Origin of the sequence: Micromonospora sp. RP3T (assembly GCF_003027925.1) — a bacterium.
Taxonomy (GTDB): domain Bacteria; phylum Actinomycetota; class Actinomycetes; order Mycobacteriales; family Micromonosporaceae; genus Micromonospora.
The window spans coordinates 34,220-58,008 of the sequence record NZ_PYPS01000039.1; the positions used below are offsets into that span (position 1 = coordinate 34,220).

Genomic DNA, 23,789 nt, shown 5'->3' on the forward strand with positions numbered 1-23,789 from the left:
GCACGGCCATGCGACGCATCCCGGCAACTCCGCGTCACCGGAGCGGGGCTGCCGGTAGCGTCGGGAGCGACCAATCGGACCGGGCACAGGGGGATCGCCATGTTGGAGCGGTTGCACGAGTCGGGAATCCGGGCGGAGCACGCCTATCTCGCCGGATTCGTCAGCATCGGACTCTCATTCACGAGCTGGTTCCTGTCCAAGAGCCTGGAACGCGCCGGCGTGGACCGGGCGGACCGCTGGGGCATCTTCATCGGCGAGTGGGCGCCGACGTTCTTCGCCATCGGCAACGGGCTGCGCTCGTACGAGAAGTGAGGCCGGTCAACGCCGCCGGTTGCGGGCCCGCGACGAGCGGAGCCGGCGCAGCCGGCCGATCAGCACCGGCTCGGCCGCCAGCGCGGCGGGATGATCCAGCAGCCCGTTGAGGAGCTGGTAGTAGCGGGTCGCGGAGAGGCCGAACGTGTCCCGGATGGCCTGCTCCTTCGCGCCGGCGTGCTTCCACCACCGCGACTCGAAGGCGAGGATCCGCAGCTCCCGCTCGGTGAGCGCCGCGCTCTCCACCGAGGGCGCGCTCTCCACCGAGGGCGCGGGCTCGGCCTCGGGCTCCACCGACGGTACGGGCTCGGTCGGCGGGACCGACTCGGCGGGGGGCGCGGTGCGGGGCGGGGGGACGGCGGCACCGGGCACCGCCCGCGTACCCCCGACGGGTGGTGGTGGGTCGGACCGCCCGGCGGTCCGGTCCGGGGCGTCGGCGGACATGGTGCTCCTCTCCGACGGCGGCTGACCGGCGCGAAGAGGCGCCGGCCGGGGAGACCCCAGCGTAGCCAGGGCCGTCCCCGGCCGCATCGTCCCGCGCGGTCCGCGCCGCCGGCGTCCGGCCGGCGGCGCGGAGAACGTCAGGCGACGTCCCGCCGGCGCATCGTCCAGAACGCGGCGACCAGGGCCGCCACCACGCCGATGCCGAACACCACCGCCGACTGCTGCCAGGTGACCACGTACTTCGCCGGCTCGCAGGCGCCCCGGGCGAACTCGCAGGTGTCGTAGTCGAACAGCTCCGCCTGCTTCATGAACCACGACTGGGCGTACGTGGAGAGCACGTAGCGGTCGCCGAACGGCACCGACAGCACGCCGACCGCGATCCGGATGCCGACCTCGCTGACCGCGAACAGCGCCACCGCCGCGCCCAACGCCATCGCGGTGTGCCGGCCCAGCGAGGCGAGCGCGAACGCGACCGCGCCGACGACCAGGATCAGCGCCACGGCGCGCAGCCCGTCCAGCCCGATCGATCGCCACACTCCGGCGGTCATCTTCGCGGTGGTGCCCCGTTGGGTGCCGATCAGCCAGAACACGGCCGTCCACAGCGCGCCGAGCACGACGCTCAGCCCGAGCACGGTGGTGAGCAGCGCGGCCAGCTTGGTGCCCAGCACAGCGAGCCGTTTCGGCCGCCAGAGCAGCAGGTTCATCATCCCGCCGGTGTTCCACTCGGCCCCCACGAAGGAGGCGCCGACGATGAACGCGAAGAGCGCCACCGCGCCGGCGAACACGGCGATGAACGTGGGGAACTCGGCCCGGAAGTCGAACTGGTAGGGCAGGTTCCACTTCGGGTCGAACATCTCCGGCTGCGGTTGGTAGTCCTTGCCGCAGTTCTCGCCGTAGCGCTCCTCGGTCTGCTCGCCGCGGGCCTGGGCGGCCTCGCACTCGGTGACGCTGCGCTTCCATTCCTCGACCGACTTGCGGTACTGCGCGTCGGAGTCGGCCTGCGCGGCGGCCACCACCTCGGGCGAGAGCTTGTGGCTGGAGAAGCTGAACGCGGTGGCCACGGTGGCGAGCCCGACCACCAGCAGGACGAGCAGCAGGCGGGTGACCCGGCGCTTGGTGAGCCGGCGCAGCTCGGTGACGAACAGGCTCATGCGCCCCAACCTCCTGCGGTGCCGGTCTGGTCGACCTTGGCGGACTGATCGACCTGACGGTTCTGGCCGGGGACCGGCGCGGTGGCGGTCAGTTCGAGGAAGACGCTCTCCAGGTCGACCGCGACCGGGGTGAGCTCGCTGACGTACAGGTCCTGCTCGGCGAGGAGCCGGCTGACCGCGGCCGGCTTGTCCACGCCGGACAGCATCAGGTGGTCGGCCTCGGCGGCGACGCGGATCCCGGACCGGGTCAGCGTCTCCTCGGCCCGGGGCAGGTCGGCGACCGCCTCCAGGCGGACCCGCACGGTGCCCTGGGAGTGCGCGGCGAGCACCTGCTCGACCGGCCCGAAGGCGACCCGCCGGCCGAGCGAGATGATGGTGACCGAGTCGCAGATGAGCTGGATCTCGCCGAGGATGTGGCTGGAGAGCACCACGGTCATGCCGGATTCGGCCAGCTCCCGCATGAGCCGGCGCATCTCCCGGATGCCGCCCGGGTCCAGGCCGTTGGCCGGCTCGTCCAGGATCAGCAGCTTCGGGTCCTTGAGCAGCGCGGACGCCACGGCGAGCCGCTGCTTCATGCCGAGCGAGTAGGTCTTCACCCGCTCGCCGGCCCGGTCGCGCAGGCCGACCAGCTCCAGCACCTCGTCGACCCGCCGCTTCGGCAGCTCGCCGGCCTGGGCGAGGAGGCTCAGCGTGTCCCGCGCGGAGAAGTGCGGGAAGAACTGCGGGCTCTCCACGATGGCGCCGACCTGGCCGGCGACCGCCGGCAGCGCACGCGGCAGCTCCTGGCCGAGGATGGCCATCCGGCCGCCGTTGGGCCGGATCAACCCGAGCAGCGTACGCAGCGTGGTGGTCTTGCCGGATCCGTTCGGGCCGAGGAAGCCGTGCACCTGGCCGGCCTCGACCCGCATGTCGAAGCCGTCGAGCGCGTGGCGGACCCCGCGTTTCCGGCTCCGGTACGTCTTACGGAGACCCTCGATCTCCAGGACAGCCGACACAGCTGACCTCCCCCGATGTAGGTGACAGCGACACCATACGCGGTATGCACCCGAAGGCAATACCCGGTATGCATGGGTGGTCGGCGTGTCACTCTCAGGCGCAGACGACGTGCACGCCGGCGTCGCGGAACGCCTGCACCACGTCCGGGGCCGCGCCGGAGTCAGTCACCAGCGTCTCCACCCGGTCCACCGGGCAGATCCGGGCGAACGCGTGCCCGCCCAGCTTCGACGAGTCGGCGATCACCACGACCCGCTTGGCCCGGGCCACCATCAGGCTGTTCATGGCCGCCTCGCCCTCGTGGTGCGCGGCGGCGCCGAGCTGCGGGTCGATCGCGTCCACACCGAGCAGCGCGACGTCGAGCGTGACCTCGCGCAGCAGCGCCCCGCCCAGCGGGCCGACCAGCTCGAAGGATTTCGGCCGGACCACGCCGCCGGCCACCACCACCTTCATCCGCGAGCGCACCAGCAGCTCGTTGGCGATGTTCAGCGCGTTGGTGACCACGGTGAGCTGGGCACCCTCGGCGCTGGTGTTCAGGTCCGGGCGGACGGCCAGCGCGCGGGCCACCTCGGTGCTGGTGGTGCCGCCGTTCAGGCCGACCACCGTGCCCGGGGAGACCAGCGCGGCGGCGGCGGCCCCGATCCGCTGCTTCTCCGCCGAGTGCTTGGCGGTCTTGTAGCGCAACGGGAGGTCGTACGAGACGCCGTTGGCGACCGCGCCACCCCGGGTCCGGGTGATCATCTGCTGCTGGGCGAGCTGGTCGAAGTCCCGCCGGATGGTGGCCTGGGAGACCGCCAGCCGCTCGGCCGCCTCCTCGACGCTGACCCGGCCGCTGTCGGTCAGCATCTCGAGCAGTGCGTTCCAACGCGCGTAGCGGTCCACCGCGGGGCCCTCCCCTGACTGTGCACGTACGGTGATTGGTTGCGTGCACAGTAGTGCGCGAAACTACGTCTGCGCAAAACCCTGGCCTGCGCGAATGAGGAGACGGTTGCCACGCCGACCCCACTTCGCGCAGAATGGCGCGCGAAAGAAGGCCCTATCGCGCCGTATTGCGCAAGGTCTCCCCCGGCGAGGAGTTGTCATGCCGTACGTGCACGCGGAGATCGCGAGCCAGCCCGACTGCTGGCGCGAGGCGGCCCGGCTCGCGCCGACCGTCGCCGACCACCTGCCGCGCTCCGGCGAGCGGGTCGCCGTGGTCGGTTGCGGCACGTCGTGGTTCATGGCCGCGGCGTACGCGGGCCTGCGCGAGCAGGCCGGCCAGGGCGAGACCGACGCGTTCCAGGCCAGCGAGTTCCCCACCGGCCGGCGCTACGACCGACTCATCGCGATCACCCGCTCCGGCACCACCACCGAGGTGCTCGACCTGCTCGCCGCACTGCGCGGGCGGACCCCCACCACGGTCCTGGTGGGCGACCCGGCCGCACCGGCCGTGGCGCTCGCCGACGCCACAGTCGCGCTGCCCTTCGCCGACGAGCGTTCGGTGGTGCAGACCCGCTTCGCCACCACCGCGCTCGCGCTGCTCCGCGCCCACCTCGGCGAGGACCTCGGCCGGCTGGCCGCCGACGCCGAGGTGGCCGTCCGGGCGCCGCTGCCGATCGACCCGGCCCGCATCGACCAGGTCACGTTCCTCGGTCGCGGCTGGACGGTGGGGCTGGCCCAGGAGGCCGCGCTGAAGTGCCGCGAGGCGGCCACGTTCTGGGCCGAGGCCTACCCGGCCATGGACTACCGCCACGGCCCCATCTCGATCGGCGCCCCGGGCCGGCTGGTCTGGGCGTTCGGCGGCATCCCGGACGGGCTGGCCGAGGACGTGGCGGCGACCGGCGCGGCGTTCGTGCACAGCCGTACGCACGGCTGCCGCACGGTGCTGACGAGCTGGGCGGCCGGCCGTAACCCGGTCGACCCGATGGCCGACCTGATCCTGGCCCAACGGTTCGCCGTGGCGCTGGCCACCAGCCGCGGCCTCGACCCGGACGCGCCCCGCCACCTGACCCGCTCCGTCGTTCTCGCGTGAGGGCGCGCGACGAGGTGGTCGTCGCGCTGGACGTGGGCGGCACCGGGATGAAGTGCGCCCTGGTCCGGCCGGACGGCGCGACAGTGCACACCGAACGGCACGCCACCGCCGCGCAGCGCGGGCCGGACGCCGTGGTCGGCACGATCCTCGACGTCGCCGAAGGGCTGGCCGACAAGGCCCGCGCCGACGGGTTCACGCCGGTGGCCTGCGGCATCGCCGTTCCGGGGGTGGTCGACGAGGCCCGTGGCGTGGCGGTCTGGTCGGCGAACGTGGGCTTCCGGGACGTACCGCTGCGGGACCTGGCGGCCACCCGCCTGCGCCTGCCCGCGGCGCTCGGCCACGACGTGCGGGTGGGCGGGCTCGCCGAGGCCCGGCTCGGCGCCGGCCGGGACGCCGGCCACGTGCTCTTCGTGGCGATCGGCACCGGCATCGCCGCCGCGCACGTGGTCGACGGGTCGGCCGCCGTCGGCGCGCACGGCGCCGCCGGCGAGATCGGCCACATCCTGGTACGCCCCGACGGCCCGCGCTGCGGCTGCGGTCGGGTCGGCTGCCTGGAGGCGGTGGCCTCGGCCTCGGCGATCGGCCGCCGCTACACCGAGCTGGCCGGCGCGCCGGCGACCGCCGCCGAGGTGGTCGACCGGGCGGCGTCCGGTGACCCGCTCGCCGGCGCGGTCTGGCGGGAGGCGGTCGAGGCGCTCGCCGACGGCCTCGCCACCGGGCAGGCGTTGTACGACGTGGCGACCGTGGTGATCGGCGGCGGGCTGGCCCAGGCCGGTCCCCGGCTGTTCGACCCGCTGCGCGACGCGCTGCGCGAGCGGTTGACGTTCCACCGCGAGCCGCGCCTGGTCGCGGCCGCGCTCGGCGACGAGGCCGGTTGCCTCGGCGCCGCCCTGCTGGCCCTGGACACCCTGGCGAAGGAGAGTCGATGACCCGGCGTGTGACCGGCAAGGTGGTGACCCCGAACGGGGTCATCCGGCAGGGCTGCGTGGAGGTCCGGGACGACCGGATCACCGCGGTCGCCGACTACCCCTCGGTGCGCGACGGGCACTGGATCGTGCCCGGCTTCGTGGACATGCACACCCACGGCGGCGGCGGGCACACGTTCACCACCGGCGACCCGGACTCGGCCCGGCAGGCCGCCGCGTTCCACCTCGACCACGGCACGACCACGCTGCTGGCCAGCCTGGTCAGCTCCCCGTTGGCGCTGATGCGCGACGCCACCGCCGCGTTCCGGCCGCTGGTCGAGGCGGGCGTGCTCGCCGGCCTGCACTTCGAGGGCCCCTACCTGTCGGCGGACCGCTGCGGCGCGCAGAACCCGGAGTTCCTCCGCGACCCGTCCACCGCCGAGCTGACCGAGCTGATCGAGCTGGGCGGCGGCGCGGTGCGGATGGTCACGATCGCGCCGGAGCGGGACGGCGCCACCGAGGCGATCGAGCTGCTGGTGGCGAACGGCGTGGTGGCGGCCGTCGGGCACACGGACGCCACCTGGGCGCAGACCCGCGCGGCGGTGGCCGCCGGCGCGAGTGTCGGAACCCACCTGTTCAACGGGATGCGCCCGGTGCACCACCGTGAGCCCGGCCCGGTGGTGGCGTTGCTGGAGGCCCCGAACGTGGTGTGCGAGCTGGTCGCCGACGGCGTGCACCTGCACGACGGCATGCTCGGCTTCGCCAGCTCGGTGGCCGGTCCGGAGCGGGCCGCCCTGATCACCGACGCGATGGCCGCCGCCGGCATGCCCGACGGCGAGTACGAGCTGGGCGGCCAGGCGGTCACCGTGGCCGGCGGCGAGGCCCGGCTCAGCCGGGACGGCGCCATCGCCGGCAGCACGCTCACCATGGACGCCGCGCTGCGGCACGCGGTCGGTGCGGGCGTCACGCTGCCCGACGCGGTCCGGATGGCCGCCACCACCCCGGCCCGCGCGCTCGGTCTGGGCGACCGGGTGGGCGCGCTCCGGGCCGGGCTGCGCGCCGACCTGGTGGTGCTGGACGACGACCTGAACGTGGTCCGGGTGATGCGCGCCGGCGAGTGGGTGCGGTAGGCGGCCGGTCGCCCGGCGGGCCGGCACGCGCCGCACGCCTATGATCGGGTTCTGTTCCGCCACGCCGGTGGAGCTGTCCCGACTGAGCGAGGACGCACATGGCCCGCCCGTACCATCCCGGACCGAAGCAGTTCGTCTTCGCGGCCGGAGACGGCAACGATCAACCCGTCTCGGTGGGTGACCCGCAGGAGGCGTACGAAGCGTTCTCCGCGTTCTTCCGGGGTCGCGAGTCCGACACCTACACGATCAGGGACGAGGCGGCGGGACAGCGGCTGGTGCTGATGCCCCGGCGGGGGGCGATCTCCCGGTTCGCGGACGCGGACCCACCCCGCTCGGCGCATCTCCTGGTCGACCGGGGCAACCGCTACCTGCCGAGCGCGATGCTGTTCTTCGAGAACGGGTACGCCGGCCTCGACTACTTCGGGCAGTGGCTCCCCGACCTCGCCGACCTCGACACGTCACCGGAGACCCGCGGCGCCGCCCGCGCCGCCATGTTCACCACGGAGGCGGCGGCGATCGGCGAGGTCGGCCGGATCTGGGCGGATTCCGGCATCGTCGACCCGACCGACCGGTACCACGTCTTCTTCGAGTCGCAGGACGTCGACGACGACCGGGCCGAGCGGGCCGAGCTGCTCCAGTTGATCGCATTCCTCGGCCTCGAACGCGTCGACGCCCCGGCCGGGGCGCGCGGGGGCGAGGTCTGGGTGCGTACCGAGCCGCGCCTGGACGCCGAATGTGCCAGGTGGGCGTGAACGAATCCCCGCGGGAGGTCGTCTTCGCGCGTGGCGGCTGGATCCCGAGCGTGGTCCGCGAGGACGGCGGGCTGAAGCTCATGCTCGGCGCCGGGGCCGACGCCAACCACGAGCCCCGCACGTTCACGTTCCCGATCTCCGAGGCCCATCTCGCGGTGATCCGGGAGGACCTGGCTCGGCACCTGCTGCTGTGGAGCGCGGTCCTTCCGCTGTGCGACGCCGCCGGGACCCGGGGCCGGCTCGACGAGGACGCCGCCGTCGCGCTCCTGGACCCGGTCCTGCTCGCCCCGCCCGCAGACGTCGACGCGCTGTTCCGGCGCATCCGGTGGGACCGGAGCCGGCTCGTCGCCCATGGCGCCGACCTGGGTCTCCTGGAGCGCGGCCGGGTCTGCGAGGCGATGCGCGCGGCGACGGAGGCGCCGAACGAGAAGCGCGCCCAGGAGCATCACGCGAACCGCCGTCGCGCCGCACGCGGAGTGGTCCTCGGGCCGCTCGACACGGGGGTCCTGACGTTCACCGGCCAGTACCTGCACGGCGCGACGATTCCCCGGCGGCTGCCCGAGGCCGTCGACCCGGCGCTGCTGCCGCAGGTCATGAGCGTGATCGCGACCGCCGAGCAGGCGTGCGCGGGGATGCGGATCGGCCTGGATCCGCGGCGGGGGAACCGGGGCACGGACAAGCGCGACTGGGATGCGATGGCGGCGACGGTCGAGGCGGCGGTGCGCCGCGCGCATCCCGGGCTCGCCGACGACGCGGTGCGTACGGTCAGCTTCCTGATGTGTTCGGAGGCCACGGCCCGGTCGCGGAACGCCCCGGTGGAGGACGACGACGCCGCGCCCGATGCGGGCGCGGGAAAGACGGTCCTGTCGTTCACCGACGACAAGGGTGGCGCGAAGACGTGGCGACGGGACGGTACGCGTACCGCCTCCGCCGAGTTCTGGCAGTTCGTCGCCGACCGCTCCGCCGGGGACAACGAAGTGTTCACCGTCGAGGACGAGGAGATGGGCGAGGGGATCCAGTTGCACTTCTACGCGGACTCCATCGCCCGGATCAGCACGGTGCGGCCCGGGGAGGCCGGCTCGGATCCGCAGTACCGGGTCGAGTACCGCCTGGTCGACGGCATCGGCGGGTACCGGGAGCTGGTGAGCGCCTTCGTCCGTGGCGGCTACGCCGCACTCGACCGGCACGGCCCGTGGGTGTCGGACGTCGCGGAGTTCGAGCGCTCGCGTCGTCGACGGTAGTCAGGGCGTCGGGGTGGGGACCTCGACGCCCAGCACGGCCTGCTCGTCCGGGCGGTGCACCAGCACGTCGGCCAGGTAGGAGTGGACGGCCCGGCGCATCCCGACGTCCCGGCCGGCCTGCTCGGAGAGCAGCCACTTGTGCTCGATGATCTGGGCGAACAGCTCCTGCGGCTCCAGCTTGCGCCGCAGGTGCGCCGGCACCGCCCGGACCACCGGCTCGAAGACCTCGGTGAGCCAGCGGTGCGCCGCCTGCTGATCGTCGGTCAGGTCGCTCTCCACCCGGTAGGCGTCCAGGTCGTTGAGGAGCTTGCGGGCCTGGTTCTCCTCGGCGTCCAGGCCGGTGAGCCGCAGCAGCCGGCGGGTGTGGTAGCCGGCGTCGACCACCTTGGGCCGGACCAGGTAGCGCCCGTTGTCGACGGTCGACAGCGCCACCTCGGCCACGTCGAAGCCCAGCTCGTTGAGGCGGCGGATGCGGCCCTCGATGTCGTGCCGGGCGGCGCGCTCGACCTGCTGCTCGTAGGTGATCTCGTGCCAGAGCCGCTCGTAGCGCCGGACCACCTCCTCGCAGACCACCTCCGGGTCGATCGACTCGTGCAGCAGGCCGGCGGCCTGGAGGTCGAGCGCCTCACCGAAGATGTTGACCCGGGCGATCTCCAGGTCCTCGCCGCGCTGGCCGTTGGAGAGCGAGGTGTGGAGCGCCCCGGTCTCGGCGTCCACCAGGTAGGCGGCGAACGCGCCCGCGTCCCGGCGGAACAGCGTGTTCGACAGCGAGCAGTCGCCCCAGAAGAAGCCGGTCAGGTGCATCCGGACGATCAGCGCGGCGAGCGCGTCGAGCAGCCGGTTCATCGTCTCCGGCCGGAGCGTGTTGGAGAACAGCGCCCGGTACGGCAGCGAGAACTGCAGGTGCCGGGTGATCAACACCGACTCGAGCGGCTCCCCGTCGTCGGTCTGCCGGTCGGCGACGATCGCCACCGCCTCGACCGACGGGAAGTCGATCCGCTCCAGCGCCCGCAGCAGGTCGTACTCCCGCTCGGCGATCCGCTCCCGGGTCTCCTTGAACGCGTACACGTAGCCACCGAGCCGGACGAACCGCACGATGTGCCGGGAGATGCCCTGCGGCAACGCCACCAGGTGCTCGGCAGGCCACTGCTCCAGCGGGGTCGACCAGGGGAGGTCGAGCAGCGCCGGGTCGACGAGGGCCGAGGTGATCCGCACGGCAACCAGTGTGACCGCTGACCCGGCGGAGCGCTTCCCTTCGTGGTTCGGCACACAGGCCGCCGCCGGCGCCCGCGCGATCCGGCCGCCGTCGCCGGCCGGTAGCGTGGGCGCGTGCGCCAGACCTCAGGGGTACGCCCCGACCTGCGGCTTCGGCCCGTCCGACCGGCCGGTTGGTGGTGCGACGGGCTGCTGCTCGCCGCGCTGGTGGCGCTGACCGTGGCGCTCGCCGCCGGGCACCTGTTCGGGCTCGACCGGGCGGTCGCCGACTGGTCGGCCGCGCACCGGCCGACCGCCGCCCGGTGGGTCGCGATGGCGTTCAACCTGCTCGGCCAGGGCACCCCGCTGACGCTGCTGGCGGCCGGGCTGGGCGTGCTGCTGGCGTGGCGGGTGCGCTCGGTGCGGGCGGTGCTGCCGCCGGTGACGGCGTTCGTGTTGACGTTCTTCACCATCGGCCCGCTGAAGGTGTGGACGGCCCGCCCGGCGCCGAGCGCCAGCGTCAAGGAGCCGTTCCTGTCGCCCGAGCAGACGCTGCCGCTGTTCCAGCACGAGTTGCCGGTGCGCTTCGCCCAGTCGTACCCGTCGGGGCACGTGGCGAACGCGATCGTCTGGTACGGCGTGCTCGCCCTGCTGCTGGTGCCGCTGCTGCGCACGGTGGGCCGCACCGTGCCGGCCGGGCTGGTCACCGTGGTCCGGGTGGTGCCTCCGACGGTGGTCTTCTGCACCACCGTCTACCTGGGCTGGCACTGGCTGACCGACTCGGTCGCCGGGCTGCTGCTCGGGCTGCTGCTGGACCGGCTGCTGCGCCGGGTGCCCTGGAACGGCCTGCCGCTGCCGGCGCGGCTCGGGGGCTGGGCCCGGCCGGTCGACCAGCTCGACTGAAAAATCCGCCTCTTGTCCCGGCGCATCGACGCCGGTATACATTTAGCAACCTTAACAGTTAAGTTTGTTAAATGTAGGAGGTGCACGTGCTGGCGAGACGAATCAGCCGGTGGCTGTCGGCCGGCGTCGCCGGTCTGCTGACCGCGGCCATGGCGGTGGTGGTGGCCGCCCCGGACGCCCGGTCGGCCGTCGCCGACGACGAGGCGTGCCGGCCCGACGGGCTCTACCGCACGCCCGGGGTGTCGGTGCCCTACTGCACCGTCTACGACACCGCCGGCCGGGAGAAGATGGGCGCCGACCACACCCGCCGGATCATCGGTTACTTCACCAGTTGGCGGACCGGCCGCAACGGCGCCCCCGCCTACCTGGTCAACCAGATCCCGTGGCAGAAGGTCACCCACATCAACTACGCGTTCGCGCACGTCGACGGCAACAACAAGATCTCCGTCGGCAACCCGGCCGCCGCGGACAACCCGGCCACGAACATGACCTGGCCCGGCGTGGCCGGCGCCGAGATGGACCCGGCCCTGCCCTACACCGGGCACTTCAACCTGCTCAACAAGTACAAGAGGCAGCACCCGAACGTCCGCACGCTGATCAGCGTCGGCGGCTGGGCCGAGACCGGCGGCTTCATCGACGACAGCGGCAACCGGCTCGACTCCGGCGGCTTCTACCGGATGACCACCACCGGCACCAACACGGTCAACACCGCCGGCATCAACACGTTCGCCGACTCGGTGGTGACGTTCCTGCGCACGTACGGCTTCGACGGGGTGGACATCGACTACGAGTACCCCACCTCGAACAACAAGGCCGGCAACCCGCTCGACTTCGCCCAGGCCGACGCCAAGCGGGCCGGCCTCAACGCCTCGTACCAGGTGCTGATGCGCACCCTGCGGGAGAAGCTCGACCGGGCCGCCGCCACCGACGGCCGGCACTACCTGCTCACCGTGGCCGCGCCCGCGTCCGGCTGGCTGCTGCGCGGCATGGAGTCCTACCAGGCGTTGCAGTACCTCGACTACGTCAACGCGATGTCCTACGACCTGCACGGCGCGTGGAACCACTTCGTCGGGCCGAACGCGGCGCTCTACGACAACGGCGACGACGCCGAGCTGGCCGCCGGCGGCGTGTACGGCGCGTACTCCGGCATCGGCTACCTGAACACCGACTGGGCGTACCACTACTTCCGGGGCGCGCTACCCAGCGGCCGGGTCAACATCGGCGTGCCCTACTACACCCGGGGCTGGCAGGGCGTCACCGGCGGCACCAACGGCCTGTGGGGGCGGGCCGCGCTACCCGACCAGACGAAGTGCCCGGCCGGCACCGGCGGCGCGATCGGCTCCACCACCCCCTGCGGCAACGGCGCGGTCGGCATCGACAACCTCTGGCACGACCTCGACGCCGCCGGCAACGAGGTGCCCGGCGGCGCCAACCCGATGTGGCACGCGAAGAACCTCCAGGCCGGCATCACCGGCGACTACCTGACCGGGTACGGCCTCACCCCCGCCACCGACCCGGCCGACCGGATCAGCGGCAGCTACACCCGCAACTACTCGGCCGCGCTGGCCGCGCCCTGGCTGTGGAACGCCGACAAGAAGGTCTTCCTCTCCACCGAGGACGACCAGTCGCTCGCCGCCAAGGCCGACTACGTGGCCGCCAAGGGCATCGGCGGCGTGATGATCTGGGAACTGGCCGGCGACTACGGCTACGACGCCGCCAAGGGCCGGTACGGCATGGGCGACACGCTCACCACGCTGCTCTACGACAAGCTGAAGACCGCACCGGCGTACGGCGCCCGCAAGGCGGGCATCACCATGCCCACCCGGACGCTGGACGTGGCGGTCGACATGGGCGGCTTCGCGCTCGGCGACAACAACTACCCGATCAACCCCGAGCTGCGGCTGACCAACAACACCGGCGCGCCGATCCCGGCCGGCGCGCAACTGGAGTTCGACTACCCGACCACCACCCCGGCCACGCTCAGCCAGCAGTCCGGCTGGGCGCTCACCACCGTCTCCACTGGCCACACCGGCAGCAACGTGGGCGGCCTGAAGGGCGACCACAACCGGGTACGCCTCACCGTGCCGGCCGCCATCGCGCCCGGCGCGTACGCCGAGGTGACGCTCAACTACCAGCTCCCGATCACCGGCCCGGCCAACCTCACGCTCGCGTTCGGCGGCCAGACGTACGCGCTGGCCGCGGACCGGGCGCGCGGCGGCGAGGTGGTCAGCCCGTCGCCGAGCCCGACCGGCTCCACCCCGCCCGGCGGGGGTACCTGCACCGCGCCGGCCTGGTCGGCGGCCACCGCGTACTCCGGTGGGGCGACGGTGTCGTACGCCGGGCGCACCTGGACCGCGAAGTGGTGGACCCAGGGCGAGACGCCTGGTAGCGCGGCGGTCTGGGCCGACCAGGGCGCCTGCGCCGGCTCCCCGACGCCCACCGCTTCCCCGACGTCCACCGGCACGCCCTCGCCGACACCCACCGGCGGGACCTGCACCGCGCCGGCCTGGGCCGCCGGCACGGCGTACTCCGGCGGTGCGGTGGTGTCCCACGGCGGGCACCGGTGGACCGCGCGGTGGTGGACCCAGGGCGACGTCCCGGGGACCAACAGCCAGGGCGTCTGGACCGACAACGGCCTCTGCTGACCTCGATCCCGGTGCCGCCGGCGGAATCCCGTCGGCGGCACCGGCCGTTCACGTCCGGCCCCTAGGCTGCCGGTGTGGAACAGCTGGCACGCCGGCTCGGCGTACCCGATGCGGTCGTCATCGGTCTGGGGTCGATGCTCGGCGCGGGCGTCTTCGTGGTCCTCGCGCCGGCCGCGTCGGCGGCCGGCGGCACCGGGCTCCTGGTCGCGCTCGCGCTGGCCGGCTTCGTCGCGTTCTGCAACGCCACCAGCTCGGCGCGGCTCGCCGCCCGCTACCCGGAGTCCGGCGGCACCTACGTCTACGGCCGGGAGCGCCTGCACCCGTTCGCCGGCTTCCTCGCCGGCTGGGGGTTCGTGGTCGGCAAGACGGCGAGCTGCGCGGCCATGGCGCTGACCGTCGGGGCCTACCTGTGGCCGGGGCGGGCGCGGCTCGTCGCGGTCCTCGCGGTGGTGGCGGTGACCGCGGTGAACCTGCGCGGCATCGGCAAGACCGCGACCGCCACCCGGATCCTGGTCGCGGTGGTGCTCACCGTGCTGGCCGTGGTCGCGGTGACCGGCGCGCCGCAGGTGACGGCCGACCGGCTCACCGCCTCCGTCGACGTCGGGGCGCACGGCGTGCTCACCGCCGCCGGCCTGCTCTTCTTCGCGTTCGCCGGGTACGCGCGGATCGCCACGCTGGGCGAGGAGGTCCGCGACCCGGAGCGCACCATCCCCCGCGCGGTGCCGCTGGCGCTCGGCGCGGTGCTGGCGATCTACCTGACGCTGGCCGTGGTGGCGCTCGGCGTGCTGGGCACCGACCGGCTGGCCGCCTCCCCGGCGCCGCTGGTCGAGGTGGTGACCGCCGCCGGCCGACCCGGACTGGCCTGGCTGGTCCGGGCCGGGGCCGCCGTCGCGGTGACCGGGGTGCTGCTCTCGCTGCTGGCCGGCGTCGGTCGCACCACGCTGGCGATGGCCCGCCGACGCGACCTGCCGGGCGCGCTGGCCGCCGTGCACCCCCGCCACCGGGTGCCGCACCGGGCCGAGCTGGCCGTGGCCGCCGTGGTGATCGTGGTGGTGGCGCTCGCCGACGTCCGGGGCGCGATCGGCTTCTCCAGCTGCACGGTGCTGGTCTACTACGCGATCACCAACGCCGCCGCGCTGACGCTCGGGCGGGACGGGCGGCTGCTCGCCACGCTGGGGCTGGTGGGGTGCCTGGTGCTCGCGGTCAACCTGCCGCTGCCGAGCGTGCTCGGCGGCTTCGGCGTGCTCACTCTCGGCGCGCTCTGGTACGCCCTCCGCCACACCCGTACGACCTGAGCCGGGTCACTCGGTGGCGCGTGGATGGCCGGCACCCGCGTAGGTCAGCCACAGCGTGCGGCGCTCGTCGTCGATCAGGTACCAGATCCGGCCGCCGCCGGTCACCTCGTACTGCCAGCGTTCCAGGTCCTGGCCCTTCCAGTGGCTGGTTGCCAGCGAGCCCTTGAGGCGATGGTGACGGTCGGGGTTGGCGGTGGATCGCGGGCCCGACCGAAGCGATTCGAACGCCCGGCGCAGATGGTGGGGCCGCCCGGTCGCCCCGCTTGGGGCTCACGGTTGGGCGCCCGGCTCGGGCACCGGGCCGAAATCGCCGCCGGGTTCCCGACCGACGTGTTCGAACAGGGTGGGATCGGCGTGCACCTCGGCGGTGTGACGCCACTGGGTGAGCAGGACCGCAACCGGCGACAGGTTCTCCAGCGAGGCAGCACCCTGCGCGGTCGTGGTCAGCTCGGCGAGCAACTGATCGACGTCCTCGTCGGGCAGGAAGGCCACCCAGGGCAGCGCTTCGCCCAACACGCGACGGACGACCACCGACGGCTCGGTACGCACCATGCCGGCCAACAACCGGGCGGTGAAGTCGACGACGACGGCGTCCCGTTCCAGCTGGTCGGCGCGAGTCAGCGCCAGGTCACCCGCACCCCGGCGGCGTAGCCGCAGGGCGCGTACCTTCTCCAGCCGGTCCGCAGTTGCGGCCGGATGGTGGAGGAATTCACTGAACGGAAGCTCTTCGTAGACCGCACCCACGAGCTCCACACTACCGTGGAAGTCGCCTCGACGGTATCACTCGTCCGGATGCCTGGACGGCGGCGCGGGCGTGGTCTCGCGGAGCAGGGCGGTCAGCCCGGCCCGCCGGGCGACCACCGTCAACCGGTCGCCGGCGTGCACCACCACGCGCGGATCGACCGACCAGTCGCCCTTCTGCCCGGCCCGGGTGTGCGCCAGCAGGCGCACCTCGCCGGGGCGGGCCACCGCGCCGAGCGGACGCCCGTCCAGCGGCGAGCCGGCCACCACCGGCACCTCGGTGACCAGCAACGCGTGCCGGTCGACCGGAATGGTGGCGATCACCGCGCGGTCCAGCAGGGCCGCCGCGAACGACGGCGCGGCCAGGTAGGAGACGCTGCGCGAGATGCCGATGCCGAACGCCTGCTGGATCCGCTCGGCGAAGTCGCCGTCGAACAGCCGCAGCACCACCCGCAGGTCAGGGTCGAGGGACCGGGCGATCAGCGCGGCGCGCAGGTTCGCCCCGTCGTCGGTGGAGACCACCACCAGCGCCTGGCTGGTGTCGACCGAGGCGGAACGGAGCGTCTCCTCCAGGCCGGCGTCACCAACGATCACCGGCACCCCGAGCCGGTGCGCCAGCGCCGCGCCGCGCGCGTCCGGGTTCTTGTCGATGGCCACCACCTCGACGCCGAAGTCGTGCAACTGGGCCATCACCCGGGTGCCGATGTTGCCCAGCCCGACCACCACCACGTGCCCGGAACGGTCCGGCTGGATCCGGCCGGTGTGCAGGGCCAGCCGGGCGTTGACGATGCCGTCGACCACGGCGGCCGTGATCAGCGGGATCAGCGCCAGCCCGGCCAGGTTCAGCACCACCTGCATGACCTGGGCGGCGACCGGCTTGTTGACGTCCGGGTCCTGGCCGCTGAGCGTGGTGACCAGGGTGAGGTAGAGCGCCTCACCCCAGGTGACCGCCGCCGCGCGGGCGTTCAGCCAGCCCAGCACCGCGATCACCCCGAGCAGCACCAGCACCGCGATGCCGATCTTGCGGGTGGCGAAGCTGCGGATCGCGCGGAGCAGCACCTCCACCGGCTGCCGGCGTCGCCGGGCCCGCACCAGCCGGCGGGCGGCCAGCTCGGTGCCGGGCGGCCGGCCGGTCGCCTCGGCCAGCACCACGTCGGCCGTGGCCTCGTCGGCGGGCAGCACCCGGACCAGCTCCGGGTCGGTCGTGACGGCCAGGCCGCAGACCACGTCCTGCGGGCGTACGTCGGCGCGGCGGGCCACGTAGAGCGTCCGGCCGGCGTGCCGGAAGTGGGTCGGGGCCAGCTCGCCCAGCGCGGCGGCGACGAAGGCGGGCGCGGCCATCGACGCGTCGGAGAGCACCGCCGAGCCGGGGAAGAGCTGCCGCAGCCCGTCCGCCAGGTTGGTGTTGAACATCCGCGCCACCAGGCGCAGCCGGGGCTCGACCTCCTGGGCGCAGAGCGCGGCGTGCATGTTGCCCACGTCGTCCTGGTGCAGCAGGGCCAGGCCGTCCGCGTCGGCCAGCCCGGCCCGGCGGAACGTGGCCTCGTCGAGCCGGTCCGCCGCGACCACGCGTACCCCGGGCACGTCCCGCCCGTCCGGGCCGTCGGAGCGGCGGCGCTCCGGCACCACGAGCGTGACCCGCACCTGACCGGCGGTCGGGCCGGCGCCGAGCAGCGCCCGGACCACCCAGTAGGCCAGCGGGTCGGAGCCGCAGACCACGAAGTGGGGGCGCTCGTCGTCGTTCGAGCGGAGCCGCCAACCGGTCGCGCGGCGCGCACGGTCGCGCAGGGGCTCGGCCATGCCCGGATCGTAGTCAGCCGCTCGCGGCACGCACAGCCCCTGCGATCTTGAAGGCATGGTGCCGCCGGGTACGGGTAGAGCACCGCCATGCAGACGTTCCTGCCGTATCCGGACTTCCTGGCCAGCGCCCGGGCCCTGGACCAGAAGCGGCTGGGCAAGCAGCGCGTGGAGGCCATCCAGGTGCTGCGCGGGCTGACCCGCCCGGACTACGGCTGGCGCAACCACCCGGCGGTGAAGATGTGGGCCGGGTACGAGGAGGCGCTCACCCGCTACGGGCTGGACATGTGCGCGGTGTGGTGCGAGCCGGGTCGGGCGGACACCTGCGCCGCCACGCTCGCCACCGACCTCGCCGCCGCCTGCGGCCTCACCACGATCCGGACCCAGGACGCGCTGGCCGCCACCGGTGACCTGCCGCCCTGGCTGGGCCGCGACGACCTGCACCGCAGCCATCGGTCGTCGTTGCTGCGCAAGGATCCCGCCCACTACGCGCCGCTCTTCCCCGCCGACACCCCGCCCGACCTGGACTACGTCTGGCCCCCTTCCGACCGCCCCCGCCACTGCCTGCCGTGAAAGGCGGGGGCCCCGTTTAACGCATTCGGTAGAGGAAGGGGCCCCGCTTAACATCGCGGCCTGCGCACGGGCCCCGCCGTGTTAAGCGGGGGCCCCGCCACATCCGAATGCGTTAAACGGGGCCCCCGCCTTATCCCTCGGGCAGGATGGGAGCACTGTTGAGCGGAGGGTGGGGCGTGGGGCTGTCGCAGAAGGTTGGTCGACTCATCGGCGTACGTGAGCACGTGGTGGACCCGGGCGGTGGTGGCGCGCCGCGCGTGCCGCGCCCGGCGTCGGCGCTGGTGGTGGGTGGTGGCATCGCCGGGATGTCGGCGGCGGTGGTGCTGGCCGAGCGCGGCGTGTCGGTGACCGTGCTGGAGGCCGCGCCGCACCTCGGCGGCCGGCTCGGCGCGTGGCCGGAGGCGCTGGCGGACGGCCCGCAGCAGAACGAGCACGGGTTCCACGCGTTCTTCCGGCAGTACTGGAACTGGCGCTCGATCCTGCGCCGCGTGGACCCGACGCTGGGTTTCCTCAAGCCGATCCCGGGCTATCCGATCCTGTCCGCGCAGTGGCCGACCGAGGAGTTCGGCAAGTTGCCGCCGGCCCCGCCGGCCAACCTGCTGGCGCTGCTGCTGCGCAGCCCGAGCCTGCGCCTGACGGACCTGCGCGCGATGGACCGGGACGCCGCGTTGCCGCTGCTCACCTACGACCCGGTGCGCACCTACGCGGAGTTCGACGAGCGGACCGCGGACGAGCTGCTCACCTCGCTGCGGCTGCCGGACCGCGCCCGCGCCATGCTGTTCGAGGTCTTCTCGCACTCGTTCTTCAACCACGAGGCGGAGATGTCGGCCGCCGAGATGATCGCCCAGTTCCACTTCTATCTGCTCGGCAACCCGGAAGGGCTCGCCTTCGACTGCCCGGACGAGGACTACGCGACGGCGATCTGGGAGCCGCTGACCCGGTACGTGGAGAAGCACGGCGGTCGGGTGCTGACCGGCACGCCGGCGGCCCGGCTGGACCGTACGCCGGAGGGCTGGCGGGTGACCGGCGCCGACGGCGACGGCTGGGAGGCCGGGCACGTCGTGCTCGCCGTCGACCCGCCGGCGCTGGCCGCGCTGGTCGACGCCTCCCCCGGCCTGGTCGCGACCGCGCCCGAGCTGGTGGCGCGGATGCCCGCGTTCGGCCGGCCCGGCCCGCCGTACGCGGTGGCGCGCTACTGGATGAACGGGGACGTCAGCCGGGACCGGGCGGTGTTCAGCGGCGTCTCCCGCCAGCCCACGCTGGACTCGGTGACGCTGTACCACCGGCTGGAGGCCGAGCCGCGCCGCTGGGCGGAGCGCACCGGCGGTTCGGTGGTGGAGTTGCACGCGTACGCCTGCGAGCCGGACGTGCCCGCCGACGAGTTGGCCACCCGCATGCTGCGGGAGCTGACCGCGCTCTGGCCGGAGGTGGCCGACCTGCGGGTGCGTGAGCTGCGCGCCCGGGTCGAGGCGCAGGCCCCGGCGTTCACCCCGGGCAGCCACGCCGGCCGGCCGGGGGTACGCACCGACGCCGAGGGGCTCTATCTGGCCGGGGACGGGATCCGGACCGAGTTCCCGAGCGCGTTGATGGAGCGTTCGGCGGCCACCGGGATCATCGCGGCGAACCACATCCTGCGGGCGGAGGGCGCGGCGGCCGAGCCGGTCCGCTCGATCCGTCCGCGCGGCCTGCTGGCGCGAACCACCGATAAGCGGTCATAAAACGCATAAGGTCGGGCGGTGGACACCGCGACGCGGACGGAGGAGCGACGGGACGAGCGATCGGCAGTGGTCACCGCGCTGCGGCTCGGCTGGTCCATGGCGGACGTCTACCACCACGCGCGGACCGCCGACCTGGCCGAGGGCGTGGACCAGCCGGCGACCGCCCCCGCGAAGCTGTCCAACCTGACCGAGATGTCGGGGCGGCACCGGCTCGGCATGTACCTCGACGGTGTGGACGTGGCGCTGACCCGGATCGCCCCGCTCACCCTGGCGGCCGGCCGCGCGCTGCCGTCAACCGCCGCCGTCCGCCGCGCCACCGGAGCGGACCGCGCGCCGCTGCTGTTCGCGCTCGACGAGCTGAACGTCGACGTGCTGCGCTGGACGATGGCCACCGACCACCGGGTCGGCGTGGCGTACCGGCTCGGCCGTTCGCTCGCCGACACGGTCCGGCGCGGTGACGGCACCGAGCTGGTCCGGCGGTTCGGCGGGCGGCAGTTCCAGCTCAGCCGGTGGCTGGACGAGCTGGCCAGCGTGCTGCCGCCGTACTCGGCGGCGGTGGTGCGCCGCTCGCTGGCCGCCTGGACCACCGCCGTCGGTCGCGCCTCGGTCGGCGACCCGACCGAGGCCGGGCTCGCCGAGCTGGCCCGCGAGCTGCGCAACCAGGGCGACCTGTGGCAGGACGTGCTGACCGGCGGCCTGCATCCGCGGGACCTGCTGGACGAGGAGAACTGGGCGGTGGTGGCCCGGAACGTGATCATCCGGGACCGGAAGCTGGTGGTGCAGGCGGCCCGGGGCGTCTTCTGGCCGGTGCTGGCACCGCTGCTGGTGGTGCTGCTGGCGGTGGTCGGGGTCAGCGCCGCGGCGGCGGTCGGCTCCCCCACCACCCGGGCGGCGGTGGCGCTCGTCGGACTCGGGGCCGGGCTCACCGCGATCTGGCGGTCGATCTCCACCCCGACGCTGTCGGTGGCCGCCGAGGTGAACCGGCCGCTGCTGGAGAGCGAACTGGTGGCGCAGATGAGCGCCCGGATCGACCGCCCGCTCACCGCCGCCCGCCGGGCCGGCCGGGCCGGCCGGCAGCGACCGCCCTCCGACGGGAGATCGAAATACGTTGCCCGGGTCTCCGGCGTGGACCTACCGTGAACGCGCAAGGTCAACCACCGCTCCGGGAGCCGTCCATGTCGCTGCGACCCGCCACCACGACGACGTCGTGGCCGCTCGACGACGGCTGCCCATGGTCCGGAAGGCCCGACTGACGCGCACGTCGCGCGCCCACGTCGTCGCCGCACCACCGACCGATCGTGAAGGGAGAGCCCCGGTGGACGCCGTCCTCGTCATCAACGCCGACCTCGGCCCGCTGCACCGGGTCACCGTCCAGCACGCGATCCGGATGCTCTGCCGCCGGGTCGCGGAGATCCACGAGTCCGAGCCGGACCGGCTCATCGGCGTCTTCCCGATGCCCCGGGTGGTCCGCCTCGTCCGGTACGTGGTGACGCGCTGGCGGTTCAGCGCCGGCCCGGCCTGGTCCCGGGCCGGGGTGCTGGCCCGCGACGGCCGACGGTGCGCCTACTGCGACCGCCCGGCCAGCACGGTCGACCACATCGTGCCCCGCTCCCGCGGCGGCCGGAACACCTGGGGGAACACCACCGCCGCCTGCTACGCGTGCAACCAGCGCAAGGGTGACCGGACCCCGGCCGAGGCGGGCATGCCGCTGCGGCAGGAGCCGGTGACGCCGAGCTGGGTCGCGCTGGCGCGGTGACGGACGGCCGGCGGGCACAGGGGGCGGCGCCGGGGGTACGCCTCCGGCGCGGCGCCCGCCGGCCCCGTCCGCCCCGGAGCCGCTCAGCGCGGCAAACCCTCGCGTTCCGTCGTGGGGTCGACGGGATGCGCCCGCAGGAATGCCTCGGCCCGGCGCGCGTCGCGGAGAATCCACCAGCAGCCGATACCGAACATGACGCCGGTGATGCCGATCAGGGCCAGCCAGATCGGGGCGAGACTGAGCAGGGCCTGGCCGAGGTTCATCGTCAGCAGGCCACCGAACAACGGGACGAACCGCCGCTGGCGGACCATCTGCGCCGCGGTCGTGCGCAGCCAGGGCAGATCCTCCGGGGAGTCCACGACGTTGCGACGAACCGCCCGGCTCAGCTCATGGCGGCGACGCCGGCTCACCGCCCACAGCGGAGACTTCCGGTCGGCCCGATAGCTGCCGCTGCGGAACATCCGGATCAGCGCGACGACCTCGATCACCAAACCCAGCACCGCCAGGATCCCGCCGGTCACCTCCAGCCAGCCCGGCGGATCCCCGCGCTCCAGCCAGCTCGCCGCAAAGCCCTCCGCCAGCAGCCCCACCAAGAACGACACCAGCGCGAAGGCCACGATCACGCCGACGACCAGCAGCCGAACCCGTCGGTGCCCCCGCCGGATCTCCCGACCTTGCCCCGCATCGTCCATCTGATCCCCCAAAGTGAGAGATCTTGGAAGGAAACGGCCCTCGGAGGGGCCGAAATATTCCAAGATCTAGTGCAGGTCGGCCGGGTGGTGACGCAGGTACGTCGCCGCGCGGCGGGCGTCCCGGTGGACCTGCCAGCCGGCCAACGCGAACAGCGCCGCCACCAGGCCGAAGACGACCAGCGCCACGGGCGAGGCGAACCGGGCCAACGCCTGCCCGAGGTTGACCACCACGAGCCCGACCGCGAGCGTCGCCCACCAGCCACCGTCCACCATCTGGCGGGCGACCATGGTGAGCGTCGACGGGTCGGCGTCGACGTCGCCGCGCCGCACCTGCTTGACCAGCCGGGACCGCTCCCGCATGCCCATCGCCCACAGCGGGGACTGCCGGCGGGACCGGAGCCGCCCTCGCCGGGCGGCCCACACCAGCGCGCCGACCTCGACCAGCAGGCCGAGGGCGGTGACCACGAACCCGGCGGTCGCCGCCCACTCCGGCGTCCGTCCCTGCGGCCAGGACGGCAGGTTGCCGTCGTTCACCTGCCGGGCGATCAGCACGCCGAGCACACCGCCCAGCAGCGGCACGCCGAGCATGCTCCAGAAGAACCGCCGGCGTCCGCGCCGGATCTCCCGCCGCTCCGCACCGTCCATCGTGGCCCCCCGTTCGACGGCTCGGGACGTACCCGAAAAGGGCGGCCGGTCAAACGGCGGTCAGCGAGGGGCCCAGCCGAAGCGCGGCGGCCGGCGTTCGTTGGCCGCCGCCACCCCCTCGCGGGCCTCGCCGCTGTCCCGCACCTGCGCGTGCCACCAGGCGATCCGGTCAGCGTCGGCGCGCCCGTCGATGATCTCCTTGGCGGCGGTCACGGTGAGCCGGGAGCGCCCGGCCACGGTGGCGGTCAGCGCCGCCACCCGGTCGGCGAGCGCGGCGGCCGGCAGCACCTCGTCGACCAGGCCGATCCGAAGCGCCCGCTCGGCGTCGACGAGGTCGCCGGTGAACAGCAGGTGCTTGGCGGCGGACGGCCCGACCAGGCCGGCCAGCCGGCGGGTGGTCGGCGTGGGATAGACCAGGCCGAGCCGCGCCGGCGGTACGCCGAATCGGGCGTCCGCCGCGGCCAGCCGCAGGTCGCAGGCGACGGCGAGCTGGCAGCCGCCGCCGACGCAGGCGCCCTCGATCGCGGCGACGGTGGGGCGGCCGAACGCGGCGAGCCGTTCCTCGGCGGCCACCGCGATGCTGTGGTCGCCGGCGGCCAGCAGCTCGTCCAGGTCGCCGAGGTCGGCGCCGGCGCAGAACGTGCCGGCCGCGCCGGTGAGCACCAGCACCCGGACCGCCGGGTCCGCCTCCAGGCCGTCGAGCAGCACCGGGAGCTGCCGCCACATGGCGGGGGTCATGGCGTTGCGCCGGGCCGGGTTCCGGATCACCACGGTCGCCACCGGGCCGTCCACCGTGACGGTCAACTCCGCGTCGGACATGGTGCGACCGTAACGGGCGGAGCCCGGCGACCACCCGCGTGGGGTGGCCGCCGGGCCCCTGGTCGGGCGGTC

At 73.8% G+C, this 23,789-nt stretch carries 23 protein-coding genes; 13 read left to right on the top strand and 10 right to left on the bottom strand.

Translation table 11 applies throughout. The annotated features are described in order from the left end of the window. Nucleotides 1–99 precede the first annotated feature (99 nt). Entirely contained in the window at nt 100–312 is a 213-nt protein-coding gene (locus tag C8054_RS26255) for a hypothetical protein (RefSeq protein ID WP_091069881.1), read from the top strand. A 6-nt stretch (nt 313–318) separates the two neighbouring features. Here the strand turns inward: C8054_RS26255 and C8054_RS26260 are convergent, their stop codons facing one another. The 4 genes from C8054_RS26260 to C8054_RS26275 form a co-directional block, all read right to left on the bottom strand. Continuing rightward, nucleotides 319–756, bottom strand: a complete 438-nt coding sequence (locus C8054_RS26260; RefSeq protein ID WP_107161374.1) for a DUF3263 domain-containing protein — start codon at nt 754–756, stop codon at nt 319–321. A 137-nt stretch (nt 757–893) separates the two neighbouring features. Then, nucleotides 894–1,907: an ABC transporter permease subunit gene (locus C8054_RS26265; RefSeq protein WP_107161376.1), complete on the bottom strand. Its 1,014-nt coding sequence runs from the start codon at nt 1,905–1,907 to the stop codon at nt 894–896. Next, a complete protein-coding gene (locus tag C8054_RS26270) occupies nt 1,904–2,902 on the bottom strand; it encodes an ATP-binding cassette domain-containing protein (RefSeq protein WP_107161378.1) in 999 nt (332 codons plus the stop codon). The genes C8054_RS26265 and C8054_RS26270 overlap by 4 nt, the downstream gene beginning before the upstream one ends. Nucleotides 2,903–2,996: 94 nt before the next feature. Continuing rightward, nucleotides 2,997–3,782 carry a DeoR/GlpR family DNA-binding transcription regulator gene (locus C8054_RS26275; protein ID WP_107161380.1) on the bottom strand — a complete coding sequence of 262 codons (786 nt, stop codon included), beginning with the start codon at nt 3,780–3,782 and terminating at the stop codon, nt 2,997–2,999. A 199-nt stretch (nt 3,783–3,981) separates the two neighbouring features. Between C8054_RS26275 and C8054_RS26280 the strand changes: the two genes are divergently transcribed. From C8054_RS26280 to C8054_RS26300, 5 genes are all read left to right on the top strand, one after another. Continuing rightward, a complete protein-coding gene (locus C8054_RS26280; RefSeq protein WP_107161382.1) occupies nt 3,982–4,911 on the top strand; it encodes an SIS domain-containing protein in 930 nt (309 codons plus the stop codon). Next, entirely contained in the window at nt 4,908–5,840 is a 933-nt protein-coding gene (locus C8054_RS26285; protein ID WP_107161384.1) for an ROK family protein, read from the top strand. Before C8054_RS26280 ends, C8054_RS26285 begins: the two co-directional genes overlap by 4 nt. Further along, nucleotides 5,837–6,946 (top strand): N-acetylglucosamine-6-phosphate deacetylase, encoded by a 1,110-nt coding sequence (gene nagA / locus C8054_RS26290; RefSeq protein WP_107161386.1) that lies wholly within the window; start codon nt 5,837–5,839, stop codon nt 6,944–6,946. The genes C8054_RS26285 and nagA overlap by 4 nt, the downstream gene beginning before the upstream one ends. A 98-nt stretch (nt 6,947–7,044) precedes the next feature. Next, the gene (locus C8054_RS26295) at nt 7,045–7,698 is read left to right on the top strand and encodes a hypothetical protein (RefSeq protein WP_107161389.1); all 654 of its coding nucleotides are present in this window, start codon (nt 7,045–7,047) and stop codon (nt 7,696–7,698) included. Beyond that, nucleotides 7,695–8,939 carry a DUF6357 family protein gene (locus C8054_RS26300; RefSeq protein WP_199199926.1) on the top strand — a complete coding sequence of 415 codons (1,245 nt, stop codon included), beginning with the start codon at nt 7,695–7,697 and terminating at the stop codon, nt 8,937–8,939. The genes C8054_RS26295 and C8054_RS26300 overlap by 4 nt, the downstream gene beginning before the upstream one ends. Here C8054_RS26300 and C8054_RS26305 read toward each other — a convergent pair whose 3' ends face one another. Continuing rightward, a complete protein-coding gene (locus C8054_RS26305) occupies nt 8,940–10,154 on the bottom strand; it encodes a DUF4032 domain-containing protein (RefSeq protein WP_107161391.1) in 1,215 nt (404 codons plus the stop codon). 114 nt (nt 10,155–10,268) lie between these two features. Between C8054_RS26305 and C8054_RS26310 the strand changes: the two genes are divergently transcribed. From C8054_RS26310 to C8054_RS26320, 3 genes are all read left to right on the top strand, one after another. Continuing rightward, nucleotides 10,269–11,036, top strand: a complete 768-nt coding sequence (locus tag C8054_RS26310; protein WP_107161393.1) for a phosphatase PAP2 family protein — start codon at nt 10,269–10,271, stop codon at nt 11,034–11,036. Nucleotides 11,037–11,122: 86 nt separating this feature from the next. After that, a complete protein-coding gene (locus C8054_RS26315; protein ID WP_107161440.1) occupies nt 11,123–13,681 on the top strand; it encodes a glycosyl hydrolase family 18 protein in 2,559 nt (852 codons plus the stop codon). 74 nt (nt 13,682–13,755) lie between these two features. Then, nucleotides 13,756–14,976 (top strand): APC family permease, encoded by a 1,221-nt coding sequence (locus tag C8054_RS26320; protein ID WP_107161395.1) that lies wholly within the window; start codon nt 13,756–13,758, stop codon nt 14,974–14,976. Nucleotides 14,977–15,246: 270 nt separating this feature from the next. On the opposite strand, the gene C8054_RS26330 is transcribed toward C8054_RS26320, so the two are convergent. Then, on the bottom strand, nt 15,247–15,720 hold the full coding sequence (locus C8054_RS26330) for a hypothetical protein (protein ID WP_199199927.1): 474 nt from the start codon (nt 15,718–15,720) through the stop codon (nt 15,247–15,249). A gap of 36 nt (nt 15,721–15,756) precedes the next feature. Then, on the bottom strand, nt 15,757–17,517 hold the full coding sequence (locus tag C8054_RS26335) for an NAD-binding protein (protein ID WP_107161399.1): 1,761 nt from the start codon (nt 17,515–17,517) through the stop codon (nt 15,757–15,759). 87 nt (nt 17,518–17,604) lie between these two features. On the opposite strand from C8054_RS26335, the gene C8054_RS26340 reads away from it, so the two are divergent. The 4 genes from C8054_RS26340 to C8054_RS26355 all read left to right on the top strand — a co-directional run bounded on the left by C8054_RS26340 (nt 17,605) and on the right by C8054_RS26355 (nt 21,561). Next, a complete protein-coding gene (locus C8054_RS26340; protein ID WP_107161401.1) occupies nt 17,605–18,087 on the top strand; it encodes an MSMEG_6728 family protein in 483 nt (160 codons plus the stop codon). 176 nt (nt 18,088–18,263) lie between these two features. Then, on the top strand, nt 18,264–19,805 hold the full coding sequence (locus C8054_RS26345; RefSeq protein WP_107161403.1) for an FAD-dependent oxidoreductase: 1,542 nt from the start codon (nt 18,264–18,266) through the stop codon (nt 19,803–19,805). An 18-nt stretch (nt 19,806–19,823) separates the two neighbouring features. Further along, nucleotides 19,824–20,945, top strand: coding sequence for a hypothetical protein (locus C8054_RS26350; RefSeq protein ID WP_107161405.1), 1,122 nt, complete (start codon nt 19,824–19,826; stop codon nt 20,943–20,945). A 175-nt stretch (nt 20,946–21,120) separates the two neighbouring features. Then, the gene (locus tag C8054_RS26355) at nt 21,121–21,561 is read left to right on the top strand and encodes an HNH endonuclease (protein WP_107161407.1); all 441 of its coding nucleotides are present in this window, start codon (nt 21,121–21,123) and stop codon (nt 21,559–21,561) included. An 83-nt stretch (nt 21,562–21,644) separates the two neighbouring features. Here C8054_RS26355 and C8054_RS26360 read toward each other — a convergent pair whose 3' ends face one another. From C8054_RS26360 to C8054_RS26370, 3 genes are all read right to left on the bottom strand, one after another. After that, a complete protein-coding gene (locus C8054_RS26360; RefSeq protein WP_107161409.1) occupies nt 21,645–22,253 on the bottom strand; it encodes a hypothetical protein in 609 nt (202 codons plus the stop codon). Between the two features lie 66 nt (nt 22,254–22,319). Further along, nucleotides 22,320–22,898, bottom strand: coding sequence for a hypothetical protein (locus tag C8054_RS26365; RefSeq protein ID WP_107161411.1), 579 nt, complete (start codon nt 22,896–22,898; stop codon nt 22,320–22,322). Between the two features lie 60 nt (nt 22,899–22,958). Then, on the bottom strand, nt 22,959–23,717 hold the full coding sequence (locus C8054_RS26370) for an enoyl-CoA hydratase/isomerase family protein (protein WP_107161413.1): 759 nt from the start codon (nt 23,715–23,717) through the stop codon (nt 22,959–22,961). Between the last annotated feature and the right edge of the window lie 72 nt (nt 23,718–23,789).

What these genes read in the sequence shown, in the direction of transcription:
- C8054_RS26255 (WP_091069881.1), top strand. Translation starts at nt 100, where the DNA reads ATGTTGGAGCGGTTGCACGAGTCGGGAATCCGGGCGGAGCACGCCTAT.
- C8054_RS26260 (WP_107161374.1), bottom strand. Translation starts at nt 756, where the DNA reads ATGTCCGCCGACGCCCCGGACCGGACCGCCGGGCGGTCCGACCCACCA.
- C8054_RS26265 (WP_107161376.1), bottom strand. Translation starts at nt 1,907, where the DNA reads ATGAGCCTGTTCGTCACCGAGCTGCGCCGGCTCACCAAGCGCCGGGTC.
- C8054_RS26280 (WP_107161382.1), top strand. Translation starts at nt 3,982, where the DNA reads ATGCCGTACGTGCACGCGGAGATCGCGAGCCAGCCCGACTGCTGGCGC.
- nagA (WP_107161386.1), top strand. Translation starts at nt 5,837, where the DNA reads ATGACCCGGCGTGTGACCGGCAAGGTGGTGACCCCGAACGGGGTCATC.
- C8054_RS26295 (WP_107161389.1), top strand. Translation starts at nt 7,045, where the DNA reads ATGGCCCGCCCGTACCATCCCGGACCGAAGCAGTTCGTCTTCGCGGCC.
- C8054_RS26335 (WP_107161399.1), bottom strand. Translation starts at nt 17,517, where the DNA reads ATGGCCGAGCCCCTGCGCGACCGTGCGCGCCGCGCGACCGGTTGGCGG.
- C8054_RS26340 (WP_107161401.1), top strand. Translation starts at nt 17,605, where the DNA reads ATGCAGACGTTCCTGCCGTATCCGGACTTCCTGGCCAGCGCCCGGGCC.
- C8054_RS26360 (WP_107161409.1), bottom strand. Translation starts at nt 22,253, where the DNA reads ATGGACGATGCGGGGCAAGGTCGGGAGATCCGGCGGGGGCACCGACGG.
- C8054_RS26365 (WP_107161411.1), bottom strand. Translation starts at nt 22,898, where the DNA reads ATGGACGGTGCGGAGCGGCGGGAGATCCGGCGCGGACGCCGGCGGTTC.
- C8054_RS26370 (WP_107161413.1), bottom strand. Translation starts at nt 23,717, where the DNA reads ATGTCCGACGCGGAGTTGACCGTCACGGTGGACGGCCCGGTGGCGACC.